The 26,837-nt window shown below is 57.1% G+C and carries 24 protein-coding genes and 1 pseudogene; 17 read left to right on the top strand and 8 right to left on the bottom strand.

Annotated elements, in window-relative coordinates; translation table 11 throughout:
* Positions 1 to 309, top strand: a 309-nt coding sequence (locus tag Absy_RS02080; RefSeq protein WP_219810126.1) for a hypothetical protein, incomplete at its 5' end; no start/stop codon positions are given.
* 37 nt (positions 310 to 346) lie between these two features.
* On the opposite strand, the pseudogene Absy_RS12685 reads toward Absy_RS02080, so the two are convergent.
* Positions 347 to 403, bottom strand: a pseudogene (locus Absy_RS12685) (hypothetical protein); the annotation flags it as partial.
* Between the two features lie 270 nt (positions 404 to 673).
* On the opposite strand from Absy_RS12685, the gene Absy_RS02070 reads away from it, so the two are divergent.
* The 3 genes from Absy_RS02070 to Absy_RS02060 are packed head-to-tail and all read left to right on the top strand — an operon-like array spanning position 674 to position 2,903.
* Complete coding sequence (locus Absy_RS02070) at positions 674 to 1,354, top strand: cell division ATP-binding protein FtsE (RefSeq protein ID WP_048853041.1); 681 nt, start codon at positions 674 to 676, stop codon at positions 1,352 to 1,354.
* Positions 1,351 to 2,289, top strand: coding sequence for a cell division protein FtsX (locus Absy_RS02065; protein WP_048853040.1), 939 nt, complete (start codon positions 1,351 to 1,353; stop codon positions 2,287 to 2,289). Before Absy_RS02070 ends, Absy_RS02065 begins: the two co-directional genes overlap by 4 nt.
* 41 nt (positions 2,290 to 2,330) lie before the next feature.
* The gene (locus tag Absy_RS02060; protein WP_048853079.1) at positions 2,331 to 2,903 is read left to right on the top strand and encodes a YdcF family protein; all 573 of its coding nucleotides are present in this window, start codon (positions 2,331 to 2,333) and stop codon (positions 2,901 to 2,903) included.
* Positions 2,904 to 2,930: 27 nt separating this feature from the next.
* Here Absy_RS02060 and fghA read toward each other — a convergent pair whose 3' ends face one another.
* The gene (gene fghA, locus Absy_RS02055; protein ID WP_084596795.1) at positions 2,931 to 3,794 is read right to left on the bottom strand and encodes an S-formylglutathione hydrolase; all 864 of its coding nucleotides are present in this window, start codon (positions 3,792 to 3,794) and stop codon (positions 2,931 to 2,933) included.
* Between the two features lie 151 nt (positions 3,795 to 3,945).
* On the opposite strand from fghA, the gene Absy_RS02050 reads away from it, so the two are divergent.
* From Absy_RS02050 to Absy_RS02040, 3 genes are all read left to right on the top strand, one after another.
* Positions 3,946 to 4,821, top strand: a complete 876-nt coding sequence (locus Absy_RS02050) for a bestrophin family protein (RefSeq protein ID WP_048853039.1) — start codon at positions 3,946 to 3,948, stop codon at positions 4,819 to 4,821.
* 66 nt (positions 4,822 to 4,887) lie between these two features.
* On the top strand, positions 4,888 to 5,478 hold the full coding sequence (locus tag Absy_RS02045; protein WP_048853038.1) for a CarD family transcriptional regulator: 591 nt from the start codon (positions 4,888 to 4,890) through the stop codon (positions 5,476 to 5,478).
* A 140-nt stretch (positions 5,479 to 5,618) separates the two neighbouring features.
* On the top strand, positions 5,619 to 7,214 hold the full coding sequence (locus tag Absy_RS02040; RefSeq protein ID WP_048853077.1) for a tetratricopeptide repeat protein: 1,596 nt from the start codon (positions 5,619 to 5,621) through the stop codon (positions 7,212 to 7,214).
* Positions 7,215 to 7,300: 86 nt separating this feature from the next.
* Here the strand turns inward: Absy_RS02040 and Absy_RS02035 are convergent, their stop codons facing one another.
* Positions 7,301 to 8,692: a penicillin-binding protein activator gene (locus Absy_RS02035; protein ID WP_048853076.1), complete on the bottom strand. Its 1,392-nt coding sequence runs from the start codon at positions 8,690 to 8,692 to the stop codon at positions 7,301 to 7,303.
* Here Absy_RS02035 and rsmI point away from each other — a divergent pair.
* Positions 8,680 to 9,645: a 16S rRNA (cytidine(1402)-2'-O)-methyltransferase gene (gene rsmI, locus Absy_RS02030; RefSeq protein ID WP_048853075.1), complete on the top strand. Its 966-nt coding sequence runs from the start codon at positions 8,680 to 8,682 to the stop codon at positions 9,643 to 9,645. The genes Absy_RS02035 and rsmI overlap by 13 nt on opposite strands.
* Before the next feature lie 40 nt (positions 9,646 to 9,685).
* On the opposite strand, the gene Absy_RS02025 is transcribed toward rsmI, so the two are convergent.
* Together Absy_RS02025 and Absy_RS02020 are read right to left on the bottom strand one after the other, a co-directional pair.
* Entirely contained in the window at positions 9,686 to 10,864 is a 1,179-nt protein-coding gene (locus tag Absy_RS02025; protein WP_048853037.1) for a BaiN/RdsA family NAD(P)/FAD-dependent oxidoreductase, read from the bottom strand.
* 28 nt (positions 10,865 to 10,892) lie between these two features.
* A complete protein-coding gene (locus Absy_RS02020) occupies positions 10,893 to 11,561 on the bottom strand; it encodes a glutathione S-transferase family protein (protein ID WP_048853036.1) in 669 nt (222 codons plus the stop codon).
* A 222-nt stretch (positions 11,562 to 11,783) separates the two neighbouring features.
* Here Absy_RS02020 and minC point away from each other — a divergent pair, with 222 nt between their 5' ends.
* From minC to minE, 3 genes are all read left to right on the top strand, one after another.
* Positions 11,784 to 12,443, top strand: coding sequence for a septum site-determining protein MinC (gene minC / locus Absy_RS02015; RefSeq protein WP_048853035.1), 660 nt, complete (start codon positions 11,784 to 11,786; stop codon positions 12,441 to 12,443).
* 146 nt (positions 12,444 to 12,589) lie between these two features.
* Positions 12,590 to 13,405: a septum site-determining protein MinD gene (gene minD, locus Absy_RS02010; protein WP_048853034.1), complete on the top strand. Its 816-nt coding sequence runs from the start codon at positions 12,590 to 12,592 to the stop codon at positions 13,403 to 13,405.
* Complete coding sequence (minE, locus tag Absy_RS02005) at positions 13,402 to 13,686, top strand: cell division topological specificity factor MinE (RefSeq protein WP_048853033.1); 285 nt, start codon at positions 13,402 to 13,404, stop codon at positions 13,684 to 13,686. The genes minD and minE overlap by 4 nt, the downstream gene beginning before the upstream one ends.
* A gap of 112 nt (positions 13,687 to 13,798) precedes the next feature.
* Here minE and Absy_RS02000 read toward each other — a convergent pair whose 3' ends face one another.
* Positions 13,799 to 14,491: a GntR family transcriptional regulator gene (locus Absy_RS02000; protein ID WP_048853032.1), complete on the bottom strand. Its 693-nt coding sequence runs from the start codon at positions 14,489 to 14,491 to the stop codon at positions 13,799 to 13,801.
* A complete protein-coding gene (locus tag Absy_RS01995) occupies positions 14,481 to 16,298 on the bottom strand; it encodes an ABC transporter ATP-binding protein (RefSeq protein ID WP_048853074.1) in 1,818 nt (605 codons plus the stop codon). The genes Absy_RS02000 and Absy_RS01995 overlap by 11 nt, the downstream gene beginning before the upstream one ends.
* 616 nt (positions 16,299 to 16,914) lie before the next feature.
* On the opposite strand from Absy_RS01995, the gene Absy_RS01990 reads away from it, so the two are divergent.
* The 6 genes from Absy_RS01990 (at position 16,915) to rsmA (ending at position 25,577) form a co-directional block, all read left to right on the top strand.
* Positions 16,915 to 18,594 carry a porin family protein gene (locus Absy_RS01990; protein ID WP_048853031.1) on the top strand — a complete coding sequence of 560 codons (1,680 nt, stop codon included), beginning with the start codon at positions 16,915 to 16,917 and terminating at the stop codon, positions 18,592 to 18,594.
* A 92-nt stretch (positions 18,595 to 18,686) separates the two neighbouring features.
* On the top strand, positions 18,687 to 19,835 hold the full coding sequence (gene lptF / locus Absy_RS01985) for an LPS export ABC transporter permease LptF (RefSeq protein ID WP_048853030.1): 1,149 nt from the start codon (positions 18,687 to 18,689) through the stop codon (positions 19,833 to 19,835).
* 16 nt (positions 19,836 to 19,851) lie between these two features.
* Complete coding sequence (lptG, locus tag Absy_RS01980; RefSeq protein ID WP_048853029.1) at positions 19,852 to 20,967, top strand: LPS export ABC transporter permease LptG; 1,116 nt, start codon at positions 19,852 to 19,854, stop codon at positions 20,965 to 20,967.
* 6 nt (positions 20,968 to 20,973) lie between these two features.
* Complete coding sequence (locus Absy_RS01975) at positions 20,974 to 23,301, top strand: LPS-assembly protein LptD (protein WP_048853073.1); 2,328 nt, start codon at positions 20,974 to 20,976, stop codon at positions 23,299 to 23,301.
* Positions 23,302 to 23,382: 81 nt separating this feature from the next.
* Positions 23,383 to 24,750, top strand: coding sequence for a peptidylprolyl isomerase (locus tag Absy_RS01970; protein ID WP_048853028.1), 1,368 nt, complete (start codon positions 23,383 to 23,385; stop codon positions 24,748 to 24,750).
* Positions 24,747 to 25,577, top strand: a complete 831-nt coding sequence (gene rsmA, locus Absy_RS01965) for a 16S rRNA (adenine(1518)-N(6)/adenine(1519)-N(6))-dimethyltransferase RsmA (protein WP_048853027.1) — start codon at positions 24,747 to 24,749, stop codon at positions 25,575 to 25,577. Before Absy_RS01970 ends, rsmA begins: the two co-directional genes overlap by 4 nt.
* On the opposite strand, the gene Absy_RS01960 is transcribed toward rsmA, so the two are convergent.
* Positions 25,578 to 26,801: an SAM-dependent methyltransferase gene (locus tag Absy_RS01960; RefSeq protein ID WP_048853026.1), complete on the bottom strand. Its 1,224-nt coding sequence runs from the start codon at positions 26,799 to 26,801 to the stop codon at positions 25,578 to 25,580.
* Positions 26,802 to 26,837: the final 36 nt, after the last annotated feature.

The raw sequence follows: 26,837 nt of genomic DNA, 5'->3' as shown, positions 1-26,837 counted from the left end.
GTTCCGGTTCCGGTTCCGGTTCCGGTTCCGGTTCCGGTTCCGCATGATGAGGTTCTTCACCATGCGCAACAACAGATGCGGCCGGGAACGCGGTCTCTACCTCCTGTTCGGAGGGGGCTGCTTCTGCTGGTTTTTCCTCTTCCTGAACAGGAGGCTCTGGCGCGGTCGGGAGAGTGGGAGGAGGCTGCGGAACCTCCCTGCCCTGTTCCACGGCATGGGCTGTCGGTGCTCGCTGCACGGGCTTTGGCTGAACAGGGGGAACAAAAGCCGAGCGTTCCTGTGTACCGGGAAGCTGAATCCGCCACTTAACCCCGCAGGAAGAACATTTAAGCGCGTGCCTTTTCGCCAAAAGAGCTTCGGGAACCTGATATGTCGCACCGCAGGAAGGACAGACAATCTTCATGAACACTCTCTTAGCAGGGCCTCTCCCCGTTGCCCCGATCTGGCTGGAACGGCAGGCAAGGCATCATGGCAGACGAGGAACGTAATTCCCCTTCCCAACACGGGAGGGGGCGAACCGTGCCAAAGCCCGCATCCTAAAGGCATGGAACACCTTTTTCAATTCAGCACTTAATGTGGCGCTTCTCAATCGACAGTCCCCATTACTCTCCGTTACAGTCAACCTATGAGGGACCATTCTTATTGTTATGCTCTTTTGCCCGGAAACCAGTAAATGATTCGTCTGGACAATGTTTCCTGGCACCGTGGAAAAAAGGACAGCGCGCCTGTTCTGGCGCACGTGTCCTTTATGGTGCCCCAAGGTGGTTTTCGCTGGCTGCTGGGGCCTTCTGGGGCAGGTAAAAGCAGTCTGCTCAGTCTTTTGCACATTGAGAACCTGCCCTCCGATGGGCAGATGACCATTCTGGGCAAGACCGTCGCACAGGAGGAAAAACGCTCGGCCCTAGTGCGGCTCCGCCAAAGAATCGGCATGGTCCACCAAGACTACCAGTTAATGCCCGACCTCTCGGTCGCTGATAATGTTGCCCTTCCCCTGCGTTTACAAAAACGACCCGAGGACGAAATTCAGGACGAAGTTCACGCCATTCTCAAATGGGTAGGGCTAGGCGAACGTGTAGGTGTACCCGCAGCCCAACTTTCTGGTGGGGAGCAGCAGCGCACGGCCATTGCCCGCGCCATTATCCACCGCCCCGGCCTTATTCTGGCAGACGAACCCACAAACGCTCTGGAGGAAAGTCAGGCGTGCCGCCTGCTCGACATGTTCGCCGAACTCAGCGCTATGGGCACCACCGTTGTTGTGGCAACGCATAACGAATCTCTTATCCGCCGCCTTGAACGCCCTTTTCTGTTTCTGGAGCGTGGACGGCTGGTGGAAGATGGCGGAGCGCAGGCATGACACGCCCTTTTTCCGGTAGAAAAGACGGCCTTTCCCTCTCGGAAGCCCTCCCCGACCGTAGCCTGTTCGCACTTGTTGCCATGATGGGCTTTTTGGCGGCCCTCACTGTTGCGGGGGCCAGTGGTGCCCGTGCACTCTCCGCCCGCTGGTCGGGAGGTGCAGCCCAGCTCCTGACCATTCAGGTCCCTGATGCGGACACAGCCCTGACCGCCCAGAACGGCCCAACCACACGTGTGCAGGCAGTTCTGGCAGACCTTGCCAGCCTGCCCGCTGGCTCTGAGGTACACCAGTTAACCCAGCCGGAGTTAAGCCGCCTGCTGGAACCCTGGCTGGGCGAAACTGACAATACCGCTTTGCCACTCCCAGCCATTATCCGTGTTAAACTGCCAGTTGACACATCTGTCCCCGCCACACTGGAACAGACATTAAACACCCATGTGCCCGGCACCATTGTGGAGCACAATGCCCGCTGGGGGGAGCGCCTGCGCGCACTGGCCAACAGTCTGCTGGCCTGCGCCGGGCTGGCACTGCTTACCGTTGGTGGCATTGCCACCATGATAACCGGTCTGGCCACCCGTACAGGCCTTGCAACCCGCAAAGACATTATAAAAACCCTACATGGGCTTGGCGCATCGGATAGCTACATTGCCGGACGTTTTGCCTGGCGTACCGCAACGCTGGGTTTTGGCGGCGGTCTAACAGGCACCCTTGGAGCCTGCCTGCCCCTTTTGCTGCTTTTGCAAATGGCCGCTCCTTTTGCCAGCACGCCGCTGACTGCTCCTGACCGGCTGTTGCCAACCAACTGGCAGGCACTGGCCGCCACCATACCGCAGGACATGCTGGTCGCACTTTTGTTGCTCCCCTTTGCCGCTGCTTTTATCTGCTGGTTTACAACCCAGATCATGGTGCGCCTGTGGCTGCTGCGCCTGCCCTAATGCAGCGTTCCAAACATCAGCCTCGCCGGATTATGGGGTTTATACTCTTTTTGCGGCAAACAGTGCGCGCGAGCCTGCTGGCCGGGCTGTGCTGGCTGGCCGGGTTTGGGTGGTTTATTCAGGATGCACGGCAGCCACCGCAAACAGCACCTCATGCGGATGGCATTGTGGCCTTAACTGGCGGCACTGGCCGGGTGGAAACATCCATCCGGCTGCTGGCCAGCAACCCCAATGCACAACTGCTTATTTCTGGTGTGGACCTGCAAACATCCGAACGAGCCCTACTACCCCCATCTCTGCCAGCGGATACGGCTGCCCGCATTACCCTTGGCTATCGGGCCCGGTCCACCATTGGCAATGCGACCGAAACCGCAGCGTGGGTTGCTGACCACCATATTAACAGCCTGATCATTGTCACCGCAGGCTACCATATGCGGCGTGCCATGCTGGAATTGGGGCGCACCCTGCCCGATGTTGCGCTTATTCCCTACCCGGTTATGCCACCAGCCATGGCCCATCCATGGCGGCTTTCCAGCATTCGGCTTATGGGCATGGAATATATGAAGTGGCTAGGCGCACTGGTGGGCATGAGCCGCAACCCATCGCACGCCTGAAGAGCACGCCAGCCACCAGAACCCGTGTTAGGCCACACCCAGAATGGCAGCGTGATGGCGCAGATGATCGACCACAAAACTCTGCACAAACCAGTAAGAGTGATCGTATCCCTCCTGCTCGCGGCAAATAAGCGTTTGTCCGGCTTTTTCCGCCGCCTCAACCAGATGCCACGGCTGAAGTTCACGCTGCAAAAACTGGTCGGACATTCCCGTATCCACCAGAATGGGGGCAGAATGCCTGTACCCATCTTCGAGCAGGCACACGGCATCATGCGCGCGCCATGCGGCATGGTTAGTGCCCAGGTAGGTAGACAGGGCCTTTTTGCCCCACGGCACCACACTGGGGTGCACAACCGGCGCAAAAGCGGAAATTGACTTCCAGAACAGCGGTGCCTGCAACCCATGCACCAAAGCACCATGCCCCCCCATGGAGTGCCCCATGATTCCGCGTTTTGTGCCATCCAGCGGCAACGCGGATTCCACCAGCAAAGGTAGTTCCTGCGCTATATAACTGCCCATTCGGTAATGCTGCGCCCAGGGCTGCTCCGTGGCATCGAGGTAGAACCCGGCTCCGGTCCCCAGGTCCCAGTCCGTTGCTTCGCCCTCTATGCCTGCACCACGGGGGGACGTATCGGGGGTTACAAGGGCCAAGCCCAGTCGGGCGGCTTCCGCCAAGGCACCAGACTTGATTAAAAAGGTCTCCTGCGTGCAGGTCAGTCCGGCCAGAGCATAAACAACCGGCACCTTGTTCCCGCTTTGGGCCGCTGGTGGCAAAAACACGCCAAACCGGGCGGGCAGACCCAGTACGCCAGAAGCATGTTCGTAAAACATTACGCGCCCGCCGTGGCTCTTATGCTCTTCGAGCAATGTCAGTCCCAGTGCCTTATCCATCCTTGCGTCCCTTTTCATCTGGTCAGCCCTGCTCTCTCATGGTTAGCATGGCACACCATGCACAAACCGTAATCCTACAGGCAACCCTGTGATGCATGACGTGTTAAAACAGCACCGGGCAGAAGCCCCTGCACAGACTGGAGATTTTTGAATGATCGTTGACCAGAAGGTCGGCCTACGCATTATCACGCGGGAAATTTTAATGGTCATCCTGCTGATGGCCGCGTGGGATCTGGTTGTTGTCATTCTTTTTCAGATTTTTCATCAGGAATGGATGGAGCAGCCCAGTCTGCCCGTCTCGCTCATTGGCTCCGCTCTGGCGCTGTTCATGGGGTTCCGCAGCAACAGCGCCTATGCGCGCTGGTGGGAGGGGCGCACGTTGTGGGGCGCCATTACCAACAACTGCCGCTCCTTTGGTCGCCAGGCTGGCACCCTTTTGGGCGACCGGCATGACCTGATGTATGCCATAGCAGCATACCCCCACGCCCTGCGCATGGCGCTGGGGCCGGTCGATGCCTCCGAAGATGTGGAGCGCCTGCTGCCCCCCGCCATGCTCAAAGCCATTGAGCCATACCGCAACAAACCCAATGCCATTCTTTACCAGATTGGTCTGGGGGTTACGGAAGAGGTGACCCGCAAGGGTATTGACGGTGCTGTTCATGGGCAGATCGACCGCATTCTCTCCGATATAGCCAATGCACAAGGGGGGCTGGAACGCATACGCAACACCCCCCTGCCCATGCAGTTTTCTGCCCTGCCACGCGCACTGGTCAATATTTTCTGCATTGTGCTGCCGCTCTCCATGGTACAGACGCTGGAATGGATTACCCCCCTTGGCTCATCCCTTGTCGGGTGCCTGTTCCTTATTCTCGATAAAAGTGCCGACGACCTGCAAAATCCTTTTTCTGGCACACCTCATGCACTGCCCATGGCCACCATGGCCCGCAATATTGAAATTGACGTGGTCCAACCCACAGGTGACCAGACAGCCCCGCCCCTGCAAACACTCAATGGTGTGCAGCAGTAAGAACATTCCCGCCCCTATTCTTTATAGTGCAGACAAACAGCCCGTTTTATGCTACAGGTCTTAGCTATGAATACGTTTAGAACACCTCCAAAAGGCGGCGTGACAGATGCAATGGCACGCACCGCTGCCGCTACAACTGCGGCCCAGGCTAAAACCAAGGTGAAAGACGAAGATCCTTTTCAGGAAGGGGATGCTATTGTCTATGCCGCTCACGGCGTTGGGCGTGTAGACCGGATCGGGGTTGATGAAATTGCCGGCACCAAGCTGGAAGTCATCCAGATTTCCTTCCCCGGCAACCAGATGACTTTGCGCATCCCGCTCTCCAAGGCCCGTAAATCCGGCCTGCGCAAAATTGTCTCGCGCGAGATTGTGGACAAAGCCATGTCCATCATCAAAGGCAAACCCCATGTTAGCAAAGGCATGTGGGCGCGGCGTGCTGTTGCCTATCAGGAAAAAATCAACTCTGGCGATCTGGTGCAGATTGCCGAAGTCCTGCGTGACCTCCGCCGCAATGTGGACAGTCTGGACGGCAGCTTTAGCGAACGCAAACTGTTTGAAGCTGCTCAGGAACGTTTTGTGGCTGAAGTTGCCGTGCTGGAAAAGAAAGAACCCAACGCGGTGCTAGAAGAACTGACTGCGGTCATGAAGGCCGCCTGAGGCTTTTTTGACCAAGGCGTTTTTTCCGGTCCTGATCACGTCCCAACCCGGCAAGGCTCCCAGCCCTGCCGGGTTTTTTATACCCTGCCATGCGGGGCAAACACCTTGGCACCTCCCCGCAAACCAGACAGATCATAACCATGCACACGCTCTCCACCATTGCTGCCGCCAGATCAGAACTGGCAGCCCTGCGCCAAGCCATGCAGGAGCTTGAACGCGGGTTTTTCCCCCAGGCCCGCGCACGGCTGGCCCCCCTTGTTGCCCAGCAGAATGAACAGGCTCTTATTCTGCTAGCCTTTTGCCTTTGCGGCGAAGGAGACATACAGGAAGCAGCACGGTTGCTGGCCACCATTGGTACCCGCCACCCGGACAGCCTGCACCCTTTGCAGGATATGAGCGAACTGATGACCGCCCTTAACCTGCGAGAGCCTGCACTGGCAGTCTGCCGCGCAGCAGCCCGGTTTACCCCATCAGACACCCGCATTCTCAATGTTCTGGGCGACCTGCTTGTACAGACCGGGCAGTTTGATGCCGCTATAGCAACACTCCGGCAAGCCATAGCCCAGCAGCCAACAGACATGCTCTCCCACAACCTGCTGTCCATGGCTTATACAGAGCAGGGAGCGCTGGGAACTGCGCTGGAGTGCCTGACCAACTGCCTGCACCATGAGTCGCAGCATATTGGCACGCTGGCTAATATCGGGTCGGTGCTGGCTGCTCAGGGGCATATGGATCAGGCATTTGCATATTACCGGCAAGCCCTCAGCCTACGCCCAGAAGATGCACGAATCAGGGTCAACCATTCTGTCGCCCTGCTTAAGGCTGGTCAGTATGATAAAGGCTGGACCGAGCATGAGTGGCGCTTCCGCCTGCCCGGCCATACCAGTCTGCCCATAGAGCGCCTGTTGCCCACCCTTGGCCCCACAACCAGCCTGAAAGGCCAGCGTATTCTGCTCACGCATGAGGAGGGACTGGGCGATACGCTCATGTTCCTGCGTTATGTGCTACCGCTTGCCCAACGTGGTGCCATAACCCACCTGTGGGTGCCAGATGCACTGGCAGAGCTATGCCGCAACATCCCCGGGGTCCACACCGTACAGGTTGGCGGCACCACACCTGCGTATGACTGGCATTGCCCCTTTATAAGCCTGCCACGGGTTTTTGCCGCAACCGCGCAGCCATGGGGTGCGCCAGTCCCTTATATTCGGGCCAATAGCCAAAAAATGGCGCAACTTGCCCCTCTTGTTCCGTCCAACGGCAAACTGAATGTGGGGCTGGTCTGGGGGGGAGCACCGCGCCCGACCTCTCTTTTTGCCCATATGATCGACCGCAGGCGTTCCATGAGCCTGCACACTCTGGCGCCATTGGGGCAGATGGAAAAGGTCAACCTGATAAGCCTGCAAAAAGGCTCTTACGCCGAGCAGGCCATGGACCCACCCGAAGGGATGGCCCTTTACGACCCCACGGATAGCCTGCACACCATGGATGACACAGCAGCCCTGATTATGGCGCTTGATGTGGTGGTAACGGTCGATACGGCCGTTGCGCACCTAGCCGGGGGGCTGGGCAAACCTGTGTTGCTCATGGACCGTTACGATAATTGCTGGCGCTGGCTCCATGGGCGGGAAGATACGCCATGGTACCCAACACTGCGCATTATCCGCCAGACCATTCCCCGGCAGTGGGGCGATGTGGTGGTTCGGGTCAAGCATACTCTGGCTGCCATGGTGCACTGACCTTATCCCCACCAGCACAGACCAAAAAGGCGGCCCGCATTTGCTAGGCCGCCTTTTTTGCACTGACCTGAATGAATGGCTGTACTTCAGCCAGAAACAGCCGAACGCGCCTGCACGGGGGCCGAGATCATCCGGGCATCGCTGCCGTTCCCAATAACCTCAAACACACCAAGAGCGCGACGGACACGCCCATCGGGGAGCAGGGTAAAGGTTCCATCAACCCCGGCAAAACCACCCGGGCGGGTCAGCGCCTCCACCGGGTAACCCGGAACACCACTGCGGGCCACGGTCTGTGCTGCCGTTGCCGCATCGTACGACATATCGGCCAGCGGTTTGGGCATATGGTGATTACGCGCCATAAACCGCGTTACAAATGCCTGACGGGAGGTCGGGTCTGGCGCGGCATACCATGCCCCCTTGATTGCCCCCAGCTTGGAGGCAAAAGACGCCCAAAGCCCCGGCCCCATAATGCGCACATCGGGCATATTGACCTGTGTCTGCTCCAGCGCATCCAGCACGTTTTTCAGCCCCAGTCCAATATCGGCCAGCAGCAGGGCATCAAACGGCGGGCGGCCCAGCGTAACCTGTGGAGCCGAAGGCGTGGCTGCTGGCTGGTTAACATCCTGCCCAAGAGCCGTTGCCAGATTGGAGGGCAACTGCGTTAGCGTGGAAACCTCGGACGGGTTGCCACTGGTCGTCGTTGCTCCGGGTACTGGGGTTACGGGCATAACCTGCTTTACGGCTGCTACCCGTGCGTCATAATCAGACAACTGGCGAAGGGTTTGGCTGATGCTCTCTGCCGTACCGGCGTGGAATGCAATTTTGGGGGCTGGCAGCCCCTGATCGCGGCAGGCACTGACAAGGCCATTCCCCATGGCATGACCCAGAGCGTTATCCGGCAGCAAAGCAGCAAAATGTTGCCGCCCATCCCGCTTGGCCTGTGCCACAAGCTGCTGCACCTGCTCTTCAGGGGTTATGCCCATAACCCACACGCCCGGTCGGCCCTGCCCAATATCGCTGGTAAACGCCAGAACAGGCACACCAGCCGCTTGTGCCGCAGGTGCGGCAGCGGCTGTATCTCCACTGGTAAGTGGGCCAAGCAGAATGCCGTCACCTGCCTGAAGAGCCGCGGCAGTTGCTGTGGCAGCACCCCCAATGGCGGCGGTATCATGCACATCCATCTGCATGTCGGAGGGTGCGCCTGCGCCTCCAAGTGCCAATTGTGCGCCAGCCAGCAATTCGCGGCCAAGAGCTGCGTTTGTACCGCTCAAAGGCAACAGAACCCCGACCTTATGGCTGGCTGGCTGCTTGCCCGGCGCCATGGCAGACCCACCACCCAAAGGCGTGGACTGCTCGGCACATCCTGCAAGGATAAGCCCTGTTACACCCAGAGCCGCCACTCCGGTCTTGCGCAATGCCCGGTTTGCCGCCAGACCTTGACGGGAAAGCCCTGACAGGAGCGAGTATGCACGCGTCATCATCCAGATCATCCTCTACCAACACCCCGTCCGAGGCATCGTCTTCCAATGGGATTGAACCTTTGCATACCGAAGTAGATGCGCCAAGTCATGCGCCTTCTTCTGGCGGGCTGGTGCTGGTTGCGACCCCCATTGGCAATCTGGGAGATTTTAGTCCACGCGGCGCGGAAGCACTGGCCAGGGCTGATCTGGTTTTGTGCGAAGATACCCGCATGACGGCTCGCCTGCTCACGGACCGAGGGATTTCTGTTCGGACGGAAGCCCTGCACGAACATAATGAACGCCAGCGCGTACCCAATCTGATCCGCCGCCTGAGCGAAGGCGCGCGCATTGCCCTTGTGTCGGATGCAGGTATGCCCCTGCTCTCGGACCCCGGCTTCAGGCTGACACGCGCCGCCATTGATGCACAGATTCCCGTTACCGTTGTACCCGGCCCCAATGCAGCCCTGACAGCACTTGTTCTGTCTGGCCTGCCACCACATCCTTACCTGTTTGTGGGCTTTCCGCCCCCCCGCTCTGCAGCCCGTAAGGAGGCATTTGCCAAACTCCATGCCGCCGAACGCGCAGGATTAAGCGCAACCCTGATCTGGCATGAAGCCCCCCACCGACTGGCAGAAACACTCGTGGATATGGCCAGTGTTTTTGGTGCCGACCGCCCTGCTGCCGTAGCACGGGAGCTGACAAAACGCTTTGAGGAGGTCAAACGCGGTACGGCGGACGAACTGGCCACGTTTTATGCCAGCACCCCACCAAGGGGGGAAATTACAGTTTTGCTTGGCCCAGCTCCAGAGGTGGAAACATCCGCCGATGATCTGGACACCACACTCCGCACCCTGCTGGCAACACACTCGGTCAAAGATGCCGCGGCTCTGGCGGCGGCCGCAGCAGGTCTGCCCAAACGCACAGTATATGCCCGGGCACTGGAACTGGCAGCAGAAGTCAAAACTCCATAACGAACTGGCGGAATAAAGAGCAGCCCTGAGCTAAAGCGCCTTATTCCGCCCCGGCCACTTCCCCTGCGGCATGGCCACTGGCCCATGCCCAATGGAAGTTATAGCCACCAAGCCAGCCCGTAACGTCCACCGCCTCGCCTATCACATAAAGCCCCGGCACAGAGCGGGCCTGCATGGTCTGGGACGACAGACCTCTGGTATCTACCCCGCCGCGTGTAACTTCTGCCTTGGCAAAGCCCTCCGTCCCCTGTGGTCGCAGTTCCATGCGATGGACACGCTCTGCCATCAGCCGGATATCCTTATCCGCCCATTCCGCCAGTGTGCGCTCTGGTGCACCCTGCTGCGCAAAGGCCTGTGCCAGACGCTGCGGCAGCCAGCGGGCCAGTGCTCCAGCCGCTTTGGCCTTGGAGCCTTCCTTTTTTAACGTCATCAGCAACGCCGCCAGATCCTGCCCCGGCAGAAAATCCACCAGCAAAGACTGCCCTGCCGACCAGTAGGACGAAATCTGCAACAATGCCGGGCCAGACAGGCCACTGTGCGTAAAAAGCAGAGCCTCTTCAAACGCCATTTTGCCACATGTTACCCGCACAGGGAGCGACAGACCCGCCAGTGTACGCACCCATTCCTCATGTTCGCCACCAAAGGTCAGGGGCACAAGAGCGGGTTCGGGCTGTACAACGGCAAGGTCAAACTGCCGCGCCACCTCGTACGTAAAACGGCTGGCGCCCAGCTTTGGAATAGACAGCCCACCTGTTGCCAGCACCACGGCACGGGCGGTCATATCCCCTCTGGATGTCTGCACCCGAAAAACATCGGATTTACCAACATCATACACCCGCACATCGGTCAGAATGCTGACGTGGGCTGCCGCGCACTCGCCAAGCAGCATCTGCACAATATCCTGGGCGGAATGGTCGCAAAAAAGCTGGCCCAGCTTTTTCTCATGCCACGCAATCCTGTGCCGGGCGAGCAGGTCCAAAAAATGGGCTGGCTGATACCGACTGATGGCGGATTTTACAAAATGGGGATTGGCGGACAAAAACCGATCTGCCCGCATGGTCCGGTTTGTAAAATTACAGCGCCCACCACCAGAGATCAGAATTTTGCGCCCGACTTCCGGCCCATGTTCCAGCACAGCCACCCGGCGGCCACGCTGGCCTGCCGTCAGGGCCGCCATTAACCCTGCGGCCCCACCACCGATAACAAGAACATCAAACATCGGTGCCGCGTTTTTTTGTGTCAAAATATCAGAAATCCAGATTGGTATAATACTCGGGTGGCGTAATGCCGGAAACGCGATCGCTCAGAAGCGGGCGGAAGCACGGGCGAGACTTCATTTTGGCGTACCAGTCGCGCACTGCGGGGACCTTGGCCCAGTCTATATCCCCAATAAAATCAAGGCAGGACAGATGGGCAGCCGCCGTAAAGTCGGCAAGGGAGAGGAACTGACCACCCAGCCAGTTCCTGTTTTCGGCCAGATCGTTCACATACTTCATAAGCGGGCGCATGGAGGCATAGGCCTCGCGCAGTGCACCACCATCGGGGTTGCCACGCCCACTCAGGCGCTTCATCACCCGTTCATCAATAAACCGACCGGACACTTCCGTGGCAAACAGGGTCTCAAACCAGGCGACAACCCGCCTGACTTCTACCCGCTCGGCCAATGTGCGACCCAGCAGCGGAATATCGGCATAAGCCTCTTCCAGATATTCGCAGATCACGTACACATCGGGTACGATCAATCCGTTATCTTCTACCAGAACGGGCACATCCCCCGCAGGGTTGAGTGCCAGAAATTCCGGGCGTTTCTCCCATGCACGTTCAACAATAGCTTCAAACGGCAGGCGTTTTTCGCCCAGCACAAGGCGCACCGTGCGGCTGGCTGGCGAAAGAGGAAAATGGAACAGGGTACGCATACTCTAGTGCTTTATGCCATTGCTTGCAGCCACGCCAGAGGGAAAACCGTACAAAGGACAATCAATTTCCACATATCCCCTTTACGCGAAGGCACAAGGCACGCAACACGGGCTTCCCTGTTACAATACGATCCTGTTATTCTACGCCTTCGTGGCGTTCCTGATTTTTGAGAGAGCATCTGTTCGTTGTCCGGCAAACCCTCCCATTCCTCCCGCATTCGTATGTCAGGACGTTCCTTTCTGGCCCTGACCTTAACGCCCGAAGCCCCCTTGTGTGACTGGCTGGCAGCTCTGGACCACCAGATCCAGCGCGCCGTGGGGTTTTTTGCTGGCAAACCCGTCATCCTTGACCTGAGCATGATGCAGGCGGACACACCCGACCTGCCCCATCTGCTCCCGGCCCTTAAGGAACGCGGCATACGCGTACTGGGCATTGAAGGGGGGGACCGGTCGTGGCCCGCCGTAGCAGAGTGGGACTGGCGGGAAAGCCCTCTTGGTGGCCGTGCATCCGGCCCGGTCAGCATTCCTGAAGACGAGATGACGCCCCCTGCCCACCCGACCTTGGTAGTTGAGGAAAGCGTGCGCTCTGGTCAGCACATTATCTGGCCTGATGGCGATGTGGTTATTCTTGGAGCCGTATCCTCCGGGGCGGAGGTTACTGCTGGCGGGTCTGTCCATATTTACGGCGCACTGCGGGGCCGTGCCATTGCCGGAATTGGGGGCAATGCACAGGCCCGCATTTATACACGCAACCTTGCTGCCGAACTTGTTGCCATTGATGGATTCTATGCCACAGCAGAAGAAATGGATGCAAAATGCATTGGCAATCCAGCACAGGTTATGCTTTTGGGCGAAACTCTGGTTTTCAAAACCCTGCCTTAATGCGGGTTTGAATAAAACATGCGACAAAAACCGTAATAATGTCACATTATAAGTTTCATTTTCCCGCACAGATTGTAATGTCTCACTGAATTACGCCACAGCATCGAGCGCGTGGCATTACCGCTTACAAAGGAAGAGGAAGACTGATGGCAAAGGTTCTGGTCGTCACGTCAGGTAAGGGGGGTGTCGGCAAGACCACCACCACCGCAGCTCTTGGGGCAGCACTGGCCAAGGCGGGCCAGAATGTGGTTCTGGTTGATTTTGACGTTGGTCTTCGTAACCTTGATCTGGTCATGGGGGCCGAGCGCCGCGTTGTGTTTGACCTGATTAACGTTATTCAGGGCGATGCCAACCTTGCTCAGGCGCTGATCAAGGACAAACGGGTGGACACGCTCTCCCTCCTCCCCGCTTCCCAGACACGTGACAAGGACGCCCTGACCCCCGAAGGCGTTGCCAAGGTCATTGCCGATCTGAGCAAAAAATTTGACTGGGTGATCTGCGACAGCCCTGCTGGCATTGAACGTGGCGCACAAATGGCCATGCACCATGCCGATATGGCCGTGATCGTAACCAACCCCGAAGTTTCCTCCGTCCGCGACAGCGACCGCATTATTGGTATGCTGGACAGCACAACGGAAAAAGCCAAAGCTGGTGAAAAAATTGAGAAGTTCCTCCTGATCACCCGCTACGACCCGCAGCGTGCCGCCAGAGGCGACATGCTGGGGACGGATGACGTGCTGGAAATTCTGTCCATCCCGCTGCTCGGCATCATTCCCGAAAGCCCGGACGTGCTCAAAGCCTCCAACGTGGGGGCTCCAGTAACCATTGCAGAACCGGAAAGCGCGCCAGCCCGCGCTTATACCGAAGCCGCACGCCGCCTGATGGGGGAAAAGGTGGCAGTCACCGTCCCCGCAGAACGCAAAGGCCTGTTTGACTGGCTGTTTAAACGGAGAGTCGCATGACATTCCTCTCCAGCATCTTCAAGCGCCGCTCATCGGCACCCGTTGCCCGCGACCGGTTACAGATACTGCTGGCGCACGAACGTATTGCCGTTGGTGATGGCAAGGACGATCTGCTGGCAAAACTGCACCGGGAGATCATGGAAGTGATCAAACGGCATGTTGCGGTTGATCAGGACAAGGTTCAGATCAAAATGGACCGTGGTGCCCAATGTTCCGTACTGGAAATTGACGTTGAAGTGCCCGGTCTGACCGACAAGCCTGCAAACGCCAAAAAAGCCTGAGTGGCACCAGCCTGCATAAAAAGCAGGTCTGGCCGACAATAAAAACGCCTCGCCCGATCCAGTTTGCTGGCACGGGCGAGGCGTTTTTTTATAGCAACACCACACGCTCCACTTAATCGGGCAGCAAAGGCTCCAGCCATTCCTTGGCCTGCATAAAATCTCTTTTCAAAGCCCTGACGGCGGCCTCCGCATCCCCTGCCCTGAACGCCTCCAGCAGTTGCAGGTGAGGATGGTCCGGATTGGCAGGGCTGATTGTGGGCAACCCATTAGCCGCAGCGTAAATGGGCCCCATACGGGTCCACAACCCACGGATCAGGCCAACAGTGACCGACAATCTGGAAAAACCCGCACCCGTGCTATGAAAATACACATTGGTAATTGCCGTTGCATGTGGCTCCCCTGCCTCGTACGCGGCAATGAACGCTTTATGCTTGTCTTCCAGAATGGCAATCTGTTCAGGCGTAATGTGCGCAGCCAGGTCGCGGGTTACCCGCTCTTCCAGCACTTCGCGCACGCCATGAATATCCAAAAACACGGAACGTGATGTGAGGGGGACACAGGCCGTATTCCGCTCATCCAGTACCAGTGCCTGCTCGGATACAAGGCGCAACAATGCCTCGCGCACAGGGGTGGGGCTTAACCCGAGCGATACCGCCAGAGGACGCAGCACCAACCGCTCCCCGCCCTGATAACGGCAATAGATAAGCTGATCACGGATCTGCTGGTAGGCATACGCTGCCAGAGCGCCCCGCCCTTCGGGCCGGCTCTCACTCTGCGCGGGTAGTGTGGTGGTATTAAATGTCATTGCGCATATGCACCATTTGCCTGTTCAGAAACTGGCTGTAGAGACCATTCTGCTGCTCAAGTTGCGCAGGAGAGCCATCCTCAGCAATTCTGCCATCCTGCATAACAACGATTCTGTCAAAATTTCGTAATGTGGACAGGCGGTGTGCAACAGCAATAACTGTCCGCCCAACCATAAGCCGGTCAAGTGCCTGCTGCACATGCTCCTCGCTTTCCGTGTCCAGCGCACTCGTTGCTTCATCCAGCACAAGAATCGGAGCATTCCGCAAAAAGGCCCGTGCAATGGCAATGCGCTGGCGCTGCCCACCGGAGAGCTTGACCCCACGGTCCCCCACAATGGTCTCGAACCCTTCAGACAGAGCCTCAATAAATGTGGCGCACCCTGCTGCTGCGGCGGCGGCCAGCACCTCATCATCACGCGCATCGGGCCGACCGTAACGGATATTCTCCATCACACTACGGTGCAGCAACGAGACATCCTGCGGTACAACGGACAGGCACATCCGCAGAGCATCGTCCGTTAAGTCCCGAATATCCTGACCATCAATCAGTATGGAACCAGACTGCACAAAGCGCATCCGCTGCAACAGGGCCAGCACCGTACTTTTGCCCGAGCCGGAGCGACCAACCAGCCCCACACGACTCCCTGCGGCAATGTGCAGATTAAAATGGGTCAGAACCGGCTCCCCTCCGGGGTAGGCAAATGTTACATCGCCAAAACGCACATCCCCACGCACGGGTGTTGGCAGGGCGGCCGCCTCCTGCGGGTCTGGCATATCATGCGGGACAAGCAGGGAGGACAACACCTCTGACAGACGGGCATTGTGCTGAATGGTTTCCACCAATGCCAGCGCCAGATCACGCGTACCATGCAAAATGGCAAAACCCAGCGTGATCACCATAACCACCTGCCCCACACTGGCCTGATGCCACTGCCAGAGCAGCACAGCCCAAACCAGCAGGCCGGTTGTAAGCACTGCGGTCATGCCCGCATGGATCATACGAAGCCGTTCCATGTAGCGCAGCGATTTAAGCCGCTCTTCCATTTCCCGCTCGGTCAGGGCGTTAAAACGCTGCCGCTCACGGTTGCGCATTCCAAAGGCCCGCACCAGTGCAATGTTCCCCATAACATCCAGTGTCTCGCCCTCCAGCCCGGCTGCGGCAACCGCATAATGGCCGTGCAGGCGCCGCCCTTTAAGGGCCAGACGGAACATGATCAGGCACAATCCACCAGCCAGAAGTACGGTCGCTCCCCCCATGGTCCAGCTTACGGAAAGCATAAGCACCACGGAGAGCAGAACATTCAGGCTGGGAGGCAGCACATTCCATGCCAGCATGTTCTCGATCGTAAAGCTGACGTTCCCCGCTGTGGCAATCCGGGCAGCAAGGGATGCAGGCATACGATCTGCAAAATAGGCTGGCGAATGCCCGGTTAAAAACCGGAACAGATCCTGCCGGATATCCCCCGTAACGGCCACAAAGGTGCGGGCCGCAAACCAGCCAGCAATACGCCAGCAGATATTGTCTGCCACAATCAGACCGACCAGCACCCCCACTGCGGCCCATACGCTGGACACGGCAGAAGCCGTTGTATCGCTGGTCATCAGGTCCACCAGATGGCGAATACCGTAGGAAGAGAGGACAATGCAGCTTATTGCCCCTCCTACGGCTCCAAACACCAGCGCATGACCAAGCGGACGGGCGCGCATGTAGCGCAGCAGAAAACTTACCGGCTTGCCTGCATAGGCTGGCAGCATCTCATCGGGTACCGTAACATGGGTCGGTCCGCTTTCCATGCCGGAGGGCATGGGGGCACCGTTTTTATTATTCTCCACCAACACGCTTTTTATCTTCTCCGGCAAAACTGATTTTGGCCGTACTGCCCCTGCAACCGGCAAGCACCCCACGCCCCTGTATAGGGTGGGTCTATGCGCGACAATACGTGGCTTACGGCTCCCCCAAAATGGGTTTTTGCGCATAGCCACCCGCAGGCAACACCATGACCATTGCGTGATTCACGCCCCTTAAACCGGCAGAACTCCTTGTTATAACGATAAAGATTGCGTGATCTGCACCCTTATCAACAATCCGGACCTCACTCGTTTTTCATGACCTGCGCGTATTTTTACGTTCAGATCCGCGATGCCGGAATTGATTCTCAAAAGAGGATTTTTCTTCCGCGACAGACCGCAGAAACCTTATAACCGCCTGAAAGAATTGATTTATTTTAATATAATCGTGAACAGCCTTCCCTGATGCGCGATTTTGGTGAGCGCATTTCTTTCAGGATTTTGCAAACCAGACCACGGAAAAGCAGATAGCTAATACGCTCCAACGTACCTTTGCGGCCCATTATCCACATATTGACGGCAGCAACCCTTGGCTCACAGAGAGAACAAGAGAATTCAAGGGAGTACACATTTCATGGCATCGGGAAAAAAGGCACTGTTTGCTACTGTTATGGCTGCATCAGTTGCCGGGATGCCCCATATGCTCCCAGCACCCGCCTATGCGGATGATTATGCCGACCTGCTGGACGTGCTACGCGCAAAAGGCAGCCTTACCCGGCATGAGTATGACACCCTGCTGGCCAAGCATGTGCACCATGCCGCGCAGGTGGCGGAACCCCGTGCCGGTCGCCCAACCCACGTTGCCTCCAGCGGTGCCCGTTCTGGCTCGGCGCACATAGCTCATGGAGCCGAATCCGGTTACGAACCGGGCATCCGTTTTGATGCCGGTGCGAGCGAGGGCGATGCCTCCATGCGAGCAGAAGATGCCGCCACAAGGGCAGAGGCCAGCGCCCGTTCGGCACAGGCAGCCGCAGCAGCCCTGAACAGTGGGGAATTTGTGCGGGTCGCCAAATACGTGCCCGGCAAGGGGCTGACCTTCAAGGCTGGTCCGATCAACATTAACCTGTCTGGCTTTGTAAACGGCTTTTACTCCTACAACAGCCCGGCTGGCGGGCGCCCTGTTGCCGGTGGCGTCTCCTCGGGTTCCAGCGGCTTTGACTCTTCTGCTGTACGTAACGGCCTACTCCCCGCAGGGTTCATTCTTAAAATGGATACTGTGCAGCAGGGGATGGATATTTCTGCCGTTCTGGGCATGTATCCGGGGCTGGATAACGCAAAACCAAGTGCTTTTAACGCCAACTCGGGTGGTAGCCCCGTGGGGCTTGGCACGGCTGGCATCGATCTACGTCAAGTGTACATGACCTTTGGCAACAAGGACATCGGGACCTTCAAGATCGGGCGTGATCTGGCCCTGTTTGCCAGCGATGCCATTATGAACGATGCAACCTTGCTCAGCGTTGGTTCCACAGGCAGCAATTCCGCTCCCGGCAACACCTCGTTGGGTCGCATTGGTGTGGGTTACGTTTACGCGGACTGGATTCCGCAAATTTCCTACACCTCGCCCAAAGTTGGGGGTTTTCAGGGGTCGGTTGGTATTTTCCAGCCGCTGGATGAGTTCGGTTATGCCGATGCAACCAACCCCGATTCAACTGCCAGCCATTTTTCTGCCGGGTCCAGCCAGCATTCCTCCCCCATGGTGCAGGGGCGTGCGGTGTATGACTTCTCCCTTTCCGACCTTAAAGTCCACATCTGGGCCAGCTTCCTGATCCAGCATATGCAGGCACTCACCAGCCAGACGATCAGCGCCAACCAGCATGTCTCAACCATGGTGGAAGCGGGGGATATTGGCACCAAACTGACGTATGGTCCATTTGAAGGCGTTGCCTATTACTATCGTGGCAGCGGGCTGGGTACGACCGGCCTGTTCTTTGATGGGGTGGCCGATAACGGTCGCAAGCGCACATCCGAAGGGTACTATGTGCAGGCAGCCTACCATGCCACTAAAAAGCTTAAGATTGTGGGCAGCTACGGGGTAAGCAACCTGTATCTGGCATCTGGTGAGAACATGCTGGCGGAACAGGGGTCTGATGTTGGTCTGGTCCGGCGTAACCAGTCCGAAGTCGGGGCAGCTTATTACCAGATGACCGACTGGCTGACCGTTATTGGGGAATATGCCCACACCTCGTCCGCAGCACATGGCGGAAACAAGGAAAGCGACAATACCGCGTCCGGCGGTGTTATGCTTATGTTCTAGTGCTGGTCAAAGTGTTTTATAGTTCCGAATTATAAGCAGATTATATTTCGGAACTATTGCCTCTAACAACGTGGAGGTAGATAACCGACACTATGACCCCTAGCTCCCTCCTTTTAAGGCTCAGGCGCCTTTTTCCAACGCTGGATCGTTATGTGTTCCACCAGTTGCTGGTTGCGCTTGCGGCCACAACGGGAGGGCTGGCCGCGTTGATCTGGCTGATGCAGTCCTTGCATTTTGTCTCGCTGGTTGTGGACCGCGGCCTTTCCCTGCGTGTTTTTATTGGTCTGACCAGCCTGCTGGTCCCGTCCTTTGTGGCGGTGGTCATGCCCATTACAACTTTTGTGGTCAGCCTTTTTGTGTACCAGCGCCTGGCAGGCGACCGTGAGCTCACGGTCATGCAGGCATCGGGGCTTTCCCCCTTTGCGCTGGCACGCCCCGGACTGGCCTGTGCGCTCATCTCAACATTAATCGTATTTGTGCTGAACCTGTGGATTGTCCCGACCTCTTACCATGCGTTCCGCCAGTACGAGTTCCAGATCCGGAACAAGATGGCCGCCTTTATGCTGCAAGAAGGCGTTTTTACAAAAGTGTCGGATACCATGACTGTTTATATCCGCTCCCGCGACCAGAATGGAGTCCTCCGCGGTGTTCTGGTGGAGGATGACCGGCAACCAGACAGCCATGCCACAATTCTGGCCAATCATGGCAATATGGTTATCGTCAATGACGTGCCACGCGTTGTGCTTTATGACGGCTCCCGACAGGTCATTGACCGCAAGACGGGACGGTTGAACATGCTGGTTTTCAAACAGGATTCCATGGACCTCTCGACCGCTCGCCAGGAAGATCCAAGACTGAGGGATTCTGCCGAAATGTCCTTGGCGGAACTGCTGTCCCCCAATCCCAAGGAAGTTTCCGCGCGGGATACGGGCAAGTTCAAGGTCGAAGGCTGGCGGCGCATGACGTCCCCCCTGACGTGCTTTTCCTTTGCCATGGTCGGCCTGTTTACCGTGCTGAGCGGTGCTTTTTCCCGCCATGGTAACATCACCCGCCCATTGGTGGCCGTTCTGAGCGTTGTTGGCCTATTGGCCATTACCCTGCTTTTGCAAAATCTGGCCGGGCGGAATATGGGGCTTATTCCTCTTATCCCCCTTGTTGCCATTCTGCCTGGACTGGTCTGCTCCTACATGCTGTTTGCCCCAGAAGTAAAAACTTATCTGCGCTTGCGCCGTCAGGCATGAGAGGACGTCCACACGTATGATGGTTGCCGTCACCCTCTCGCGCTATATTGCGCGGCAGTTTGTGCTGTCTGTTCTGGCCATGATCGGCTCGCTCACTGGTATTGTCTGCCTGTTTGACTTTATTGACCTCCTGCGCCGCGTTGCGACCAAACCTGATGTTTCCACCAATATCGTAACGGAAATTGCCGGGCTGCATATTCCTTACTTTATGGTCGAAATCCTGCCATTTGGTATTTTGCTTGGTGGGATTGTGTGCTTCTGGCGTTTGACCCGCTCATCCGAACTGATTGTGGCCCGTGCGGCCGGGATCTCTGCGTGGCAGTTTCTGGCCGCTCCACTGGTCTGTGCCATTCTTATTGGCGCAGTTGCGACAACCATAGTTTCCCCCCTCTCCTCGTCCATGTACCGGCGGGCGGAAGAGCTGGATCAGCAGTACCTGCGCACCGGCGGTGGGCCGCTCAGTCTGAGCAGCGGCTCCCTGTGGCTCCGACAGGCCGATACAGCCCCTTCTAACGCGCATGGTGTTGTTATGCTTCATGCCGGCGGCGTACAGGTGGAAGAGGGTATGCTACATATTCGCGACATCAGCGTTTTTCGTCTGGATCATGATGACAAGCTGATGATGCGAATCGAATCTCCCAACGGGTATCTGAAAAATCTGGAGTGGGTGTTTGAAAACGCTTCCGTTGTAAAACCGAACGACATTCTTCATCCTGTTGGCACAATGACACTCCCGACAAGCCTGACCCTTGATAGGGTGCAGGAGAGCTTTGCCTCACCGGACACGCTTTCCGTCTGGGCGTTACCCAGCTTTATAACCTTGCTGGAACATTCAGGTTTTTCTTCCATACGGCACCGTATTCATTTTCAGTCCCTCTTGGCATTGCCTATGCTGGCAGGCACCATGGCGCTGGTTTCCGCCGGTTTTTCCATGCGTCCCTCACGCCGGGGTGGGGTTGCAAAAATGGTTGGGTCTGGTGTTGCAGCGGGTTTTCTGCTTTTCACCGTATCCAAGGTTGCTGAACAGTTTGGCAAGTCTGGTGCACTCCCGCCCGTACTGGCGGCATGGGCACCAACACTTGCCGGGCTTTGCCTTGCTGTTGCATTACTTCTTCATCTGGAGGATGGCTGATTGATCGTGGCGCTCCGGCCTTTCTGCAGCGGTGTGCTGCGCCGTCGCTCTGCCCTTAGCGCTGCCACAGCACTGGGGAGTGTTGCCACGTGTCTGGTGGCCAGCCTGCCGCATACGGCCCATGCCCAGTTCAGACCCCAAGCCATGCACATTAATACCGGACGCACCACCTCGTCCGATGAACCTGCTACTTTTCAGGCTGACAAGGTTGATTACAACGACGTTGAACACACAGTAACGTGGACTGGCAACGTACAGGTCTGGCAGGGCGACCACGTCCTGCGCGCGGACAAGATTGTCTATGACAGGGACACGGGTGTTATTGCGGCCCGTGGGAACGTGGCAACCGTTCAGCCAGATGGTTCAGTCATGTACGCGCACTACGCGGAACTGACCGGCGGCATGAAGGACGGTATCATGCTGCACGTCAACGCGACCATGCCCGACAATGCCAAGCTGGCCGCCAACGGTATGCGCAGAACTGGTGGCAAGGTGAACGACATGAGCCGTGCGGTTTATACGGCTTGCGAAATTTGCGAAAAAGATAAAACCCACCCGCCCTTCTGGCAGTTCCGCGCCTTCAATGCCACGCAGGATCTGGAACACCAGAAGATCGACTTCCGCGATGCCTATCTGGATATTCTCGGCATTCCGGTCATTTACCTGCCCTATTTTTCAATGACCGACCCTTCCAGCAAACGGCGCAGCGGTTTTCTTATGCCCGGCATAACCCCGCATGACCGTTATCTGGGCACTTATATTACCATCCCCTACTACTGGGTTATCAACCAGCAGTCCGACCTGACTGTTCAGGGACTATTCGCCACCCATACGGGGCCGCAGCTCAGCGGTATTTACCGCAATATGCTCAACTTCGGGCAACTGAATATCCGTGGCGCCATCGCTTATGATACCCACAGGCCCGAGAGCTACACCAACGGGTTTGGGAGCAATGTGCGCAGTGGTGGCAACCACGGTATTCAGGGGCATGTATTTGCGAACGGGGACTTCGCGATCAACAGGTACTGGCGGGCGGGCGCAAACATCAACATCGCCAGTTCCGCCAACTATATGCGTGACTACCGTGTGCAGGGTTATGGGTCGGATACCCTTAACTCCAACGCCTATCTGGAAGGGTTTGGCACGGGGTCTTACAGCCGGCTGGACGGGCAGTATTATCAGGGGCTGAACCAGGGGGTCATTCACAACTCGGACCTGCCATTTGTTCTGCCACGCTATACCTACAGCTTTACCGGCCAGCCCGATATTCTGGGGGGGCGCTTCAACCTCAACACAACAGACTTCAACCTCAAACGTAGTAATGGCGTCTCTGACCAGCGCGGAGAATTGCAGCTTAACTGGAACCGGCCATTCCATACCAAAATGGGCCAGCAGTTCCTGCTGACCCTGCGGCTGGACTCAATGGTTTACCGTGCCCGCAAGCTGTACCAGCAGCCAACCTATTACAACACCTCCCACACCATTGTAAGCGGGCAGGTACTGCCCACCATTGCCCTTAAAACCAACTGGCCTTTTGTGCGGACGTTTGAGCATGGTCGCGGTAGCCAGCTTATTGAACCTATTGTTCAGGGCATTTACGCCCCCAATACCGGTGGCGGGCTTAATGACCTGATCCCCAATGAAGACAGCATGAGCTACGAATTTACCGATAGCACCCTGTTCTCGCTCAACCGCTATCAGGGCACGGACCGTCTAGATGGCGGATTGCGCGGTAACGTGGGCGTCCATGCCAACTGGACGTGGGACGGGCACATTGTAGACCTGCTGGCCGGGGAGAGTTTTCAGGAGCACATCACGCATGACATGCTCCCCTACTCCGGTCTGGACCACCATGCTTCCGACGTTGTTGCCCGCGCACAAGTCATGCCCAGCCAGTTTTTTGACTTTACGGCACGGATGCGTCTGGACCCGCACACAACCAAATTCAACTTTGCGGATGCGCTTTTTAGTGCTGGCGTACCTCACTTCCGTATCCGTGGTGGTTATGTGTATGAACCCGTTACGCCCTACTATTACTTTGCAACCAACTACCGCGCGTACTCCCCCAACCAGCTCTACACGGAACGGGTGAGCGAACTGAGCGGAGGGGTCTCAACAGACTGGCGGAACTGGCACGCATCCGGCTTTGCGCGGCGCAGCCTTTCGCGCAAGGAGTTCGTCTCTTTGGGTGGGGATCTGGGGTATAATAACGACTGCTTCGGGATCGACTTCATGTATCTCAAACAATACACCACGATCGGTGGGCAGCAGCGTAACTCGACCTATCTGGTCACGATCAGCCTAAAAACCCTGGGGGCTTTTGGCCTCAAATAAGAACTGCTTCAAAAATAGTGTCATCTCCGGTATCAGAAACAGATTGTTCTGATATGGCAGAAAGCTGAAAGACCGTTCCGTATGCGTCTGCGCTCCTTAACTCTGGCTTGTTGTTCCCTTACTGCGCTGGCGCTGCCGGTCTGTGGCATGGCGCCCCATGCGGCACTGGCGGTATCTCACCACCATGCCCCTGCAGCAAAAGCCACACAGGCTTCCCCCGCGCAGCCAGAACCGGATGATATGATCATTGCGGTTGTGAACAGCATCCCCCTGACCAAAAGAGACGTGGATAATCGCGGCAAGCTGTTTGCCCTCTCAACCGGGTTGCCTGTCTCTGACGATCTCATGGCCCGCCTGCGCCCGCAGATTATTCGCCAGATGATCGATGAAAAACTGCGCACGCAGGAAATTCTGAGCCGCCATATCAACATTGCACCTGAACAGATTGCCGCAGCGATTGAGAATATTGAAAAACGCAATGGTATGACCGCAGGCACCCTGCGCAACCATCTGGCGCAGGATGGTGTTTCCCTCACCACACTGATTGACCAGTTGCGTGTGCAAATCGGCTGGATTCAGGTTCTAAGGCAGGAACTGGGGCCACGCTCCCGCGTATCCGCCGGGGATATTGCCCAGCGTCAGGCTGCCCTCAAGCGTGAAGAAGGGCGCACGGAATACGAAATCAGCGAAATCTTTGTCAAAGTGGATGACCCCCGCCACGCGGAAGAAGAACTCGCCTTTACCAACACCATTATTGACGAACTGCACAAAGGAGCGCCATTCCCCATTGTTGCAGCCCAGTTTTCCCAAAGTCAGACAGCACTGGATGGCGGTTCCATGGGCTGGGTGCAGGAGGATGAGCTGGACCCCAGCGTGGTCGATATTGTGCGGCGGATGCCCGTGGGTGTAGGGGCTGTTTCCAACCCTATTACAGTGCCCGGTGGCTTCCTGATTGTCACACTGAACGGCAAACGCATTGTTGGGAAAGAAATGGGCCATATGGTCAATATCCGTCAGGCGTTCATCGCGTTTGATGCGCCATTGGACCCCCAGCATGTGACCCCACAGCAGGAAGCCGCCCTGCAAAAAGCCATGCAGATTATCCAGACAACCCATAACTGCGAAGCCATGGAAGCCGTTAACAAGGCCGCGGGGGAAAAACGCCCCTCCGATCCGGGCGAACTACCGCTTGAACGCTTGAACCCGCAAATGCAGTCGGTTCTGGCGGAACTGCCTGTTGGTCAGGTCTCGCGCCCCATGGTCTCGCGCGAAGGAATTGATCTGTTGATGGTCTGCTCCAAAACGGAAAAGAATTTTTCAAACCGTTCTCCGAGCGAAATTGCGGATCAGCTTATGAACGAACGCGTGGAACAGGCTGCCCGCCAGTTGGATAGCGACCTGCACCGCCGCGCCATGATTGACCTGCACGTTAAACTGAAAGGGGCATAACCCTGCCTCCCGAACTGGAAAGCCTGCGCGACGTTATTCGCCGGCATGAGCTGGATGCCCGCAAGGCACTCGGCCAGCACTTTTTGCTCGACCCCGGTATTACCGACCATATTGCTGCCCTTGCAGGCACACTGGCAGAGCGGCATGTTGTGGAAGTTGGCCCCGGCCCCGGTGGCCTTACGCGCTCCCTGCTTGCCGCAGGGGCCAGCACGGTTACGGCCGTGGAGGTGGATACGCGGGCCGTAGCAGTTATTCAGGAACTGGCAGAGTTCTACCCGGATCGTTTGCGTGTGGTCGAAGCGGATGCCCTTAAACAGGACCTGACCACTCTCTGCCCATCACCAAGGCAGATTGTGGCCAATCTTCCCTACAATGTTGCGACCCCTCTGCTCATCGGCTGGCTCCGCCAAGGCCATGCGTGGGAACGGCTGACGTTGATGTTCCAGCTTGAAGTGGCGGAACGAATTTGCGCAGCGCCAGATAGCGCCCATTATGGTCGCCTTGCCGTGCTCAGCCAGTGGTGTGCTGATTGCGCTATTGTTATGAAGTTACCGCCGGGTGCCTTTACGCCGCCGCCAGCTGTGTGGTCTGCTGTAGCGAGCATTAGACCCCACCGTAACCAGCCCTCTCCTACCCTGTTCAAAGCCATGGAACGGGTAACGGCCGCAGCCTTTGGCCAACGCCGCAAAATGCTACGTGGATCGCTGAAGGGGCTGAACGGAGAAAAGCTCCTTAGCGCAGCAGAAATTGATGGCACGCGCCGCGCCGAAACCCTGAGCATTGCAGAGTTTGACCGGCTGGCGCACGCCCACCTTGCTCTTGGCTAACTAGCTGCCAGTTTTGCTGCGCTCCACATCCACCATATAATCACGGGTATATGGCACCGCGCTGATGGAAGGAGAAAGCTGCAACTGGAAGTTCATGTGCCCTTGCACACGAAAAGCCAGTTCTGCCGCGATCAGATAAAATTCAAACATTCTGGCAAAACGCTCGTCATACATTGCCACAGCTTCCGCACGGCGGGCAGCAAAACGTTCACGCCAGATGGCAATGGTCTGGGCGTAATGCAGACGCAGGATCTCGCAGTCTGTAACCCATAGTCCGGTCTGCTGCACAGCAGCAAAAACCTCGCTCAATGCGGGGGAATATCCACCGGGGAAGATATATTTGTTCATCCACGGGTTGGTTGTCCCCGGCTCATCACTCCGCCCAATGGAATGGAGTAGAGCAACACCATCGGGCTGCAGGCAGCTCCGAATTTTTTCAAAAAAAGTTTTGTAATGGCCTACGCCAACATGCTCGAACATACCGACCGAAACAATGCGGTCAAACTTGCGCTGTAAATGCCGGTAATCCTGCAATTCAAAGCGCACCTGCTCTGCCAGCCCGGCATCCTGCGCCCGCTGGCGCGCAAAAGCCAGCTGCTCTTCCGAAAGGGTAATACCTGTAACCCGCGCGCCATAATCCTTGGCAAGGGTTAATGCCATACCACCCCAGCCACACCCTATATCCAGCACCTCCAGACCGGGCCGATCAAGCTTGAGCTTGGCGGCAATATGGTGCTTTTTGGCCTCCTGAGCCTCATCCAGCGTTTCCTGCCCGGTGCGGAAATAAGCGCAGGAATACTGCCAGTCCTTATCAAGGAACAATGCGTACAGGCTGTTCCCCAAGTCGTAATGATGCGCCACATTCTGTTTGGAACGCGAGGTGGAGTTAAACTGTATCCACCCACGCCTTACGTAGCGCAAGGCCGCCGACAGCTGTTCGCTTACGTGCCCGGATGGGTTCATGGCATTCTGCATCAGCAAATGCAGCAGATCGTAAAGAGTGCAATCCTGCGGTGCCAGCAGGCCATCCATATAGGCTTCGCCAAATGCCAGCCCGGGATTAAATACCAAAGAGCGCACTGCCGCAGTGTTTTTTAAATGCACACCGGCCTGTGGCCCTGCTTTGGTGCCGGTGTACGTTGTGCATGTCCCATCTGGCCACATAACACGCAGGGTCCCTGTTTCCACAAAATGCCGCAAGATCGGGTCTAGAAGGCGCTTCATGTCAAAGTTTCCCTATATTCAAAACATCCTGTGACT

Origin of the sequence: Acetobacter syzygii (assembly GCF_000964225.1) — a bacterium.
In the GTDB taxonomy this organism is placed as follows: domain Bacteria; phylum Pseudomonadota; class Alphaproteobacteria; order Acetobacterales; family Acetobacteraceae; genus Acetobacter; species Acetobacter syzygii.
Note: the sequence above shows the minus strand (reverse complement) of the source record. Positions and strands in the feature narration are given on the sequence as shown.

Coding starts and splice junctions, on each gene's coding strand:
- Absy_RS02070 (WP_048853041.1), top strand. CDS start 674: ATGATTCGTCTGGACAATGTTTCCTGGCACCGTGGAAAAAAGGACAGC.
- Absy_RS02065 (WP_048853040.1), top strand. CDS start 1,351: ATGACACGCCCTTTTTCCGGTAGAAAAGACGGCCTTTCCCTCTCGGAA.
- fghA (WP_084596795.1), bottom strand. CDS start 3,794: ATGGATAAGGCACTGGGACTGACATTGCTCGAAGAGCATAAGAGCCAC.
- Absy_RS02050 (WP_048853039.1), top strand. CDS start 3,946: ATGATCGTTGACCAGAAGGTCGGCCTACGCATTATCACGCGGGAAATT.
- Absy_RS02045 (WP_048853038.1), top strand. CDS start 4,888: ATGAATACGTTTAGAACACCTCCAAAAGGCGGCGTGACAGATGCAATG.
- Absy_RS02040 (WP_048853077.1), top strand. CDS start 5,619: ATGCACACGCTCTCCACCATTGCTGCCGCCAGATCAGAACTGGCAGCC.
- rsmI (WP_048853075.1), top strand. CDS start 8,680: ATGCACGCGTCATCATCCAGATCATCCTCTACCAACACCCCGTCCGAG.
- Absy_RS02035 (WP_048853076.1), bottom strand. CDS start 8,692: ATGACGCGTGCATACTCGCTCCTGTCAGGGCTTTCCCGTCAAGGTCTG.
- Absy_RS02025 (WP_048853037.1), bottom strand. CDS start 10,864: ATGTTTGATGTTCTTGTTATCGGTGGTGGGGCCGCAGGGTTAATGGCG.
- Absy_RS02020 (WP_048853036.1), bottom strand. CDS start 11,561: ATGCGTACCCTGTTCCATTTTCCTCTTTCGCCAGCCAGCCGCACGGTG.
- minC (WP_048853035.1), top strand. CDS start 11,784: ATGTCAGGACGTTCCTTTCTGGCCCTGACCTTAACGCCCGAAGCCCCC.
- minD (WP_048853034.1), top strand. CDS start 12,590: ATGGCAAAGGTTCTGGTCGTCACGTCAGGTAAGGGGGGTGTCGGCAAG.
- minE (WP_048853033.1), top strand. CDS start 13,402: ATGACATTCCTCTCCAGCATCTTCAAGCGCCGCTCATCGGCACCCGTT.
- Absy_RS02000 (WP_048853032.1), bottom strand. CDS start 14,491: ATGACATTTAATACCACCACACTACCCGCGCAGAGTGAGAGCCGGCCC.
- Absy_RS01995 (WP_048853074.1), bottom strand. CDS start 16,298: ATGCCCTCCGGCATGGAAAGCGGACCGACCCATGTTACGGTACCCGAT.
- Absy_RS01990 (WP_048853031.1), top strand. CDS start 16,915: ATGGCATCGGGAAAAAAGGCACTGTTTGCTACTGTTATGGCTGCATCA.
- lptF (WP_048853030.1), top strand. CDS start 18,687: ATGACCCCTAGCTCCCTCCTTTTAAGGCTCAGGCGCCTTTTTCCAACG.
- lptG (WP_048853029.1), top strand. CDS start 19,852: ATGATGGTTGCCGTCACCCTCTCGCGCTATATTGCGCGGCAGTTTGTG.
- Absy_RS01970 (WP_048853028.1), top strand. CDS start 23,383: ATGCGTCTGCGCTCCTTAACTCTGGCTTGTTGTTCCCTTACTGCGCTG.
- Absy_RS01960 (WP_048853026.1), bottom strand. CDS start 26,801: ATGAAGCGCCTTCTAGACCCGATCTTGCGGCATTTTGTGGAAACAGGG.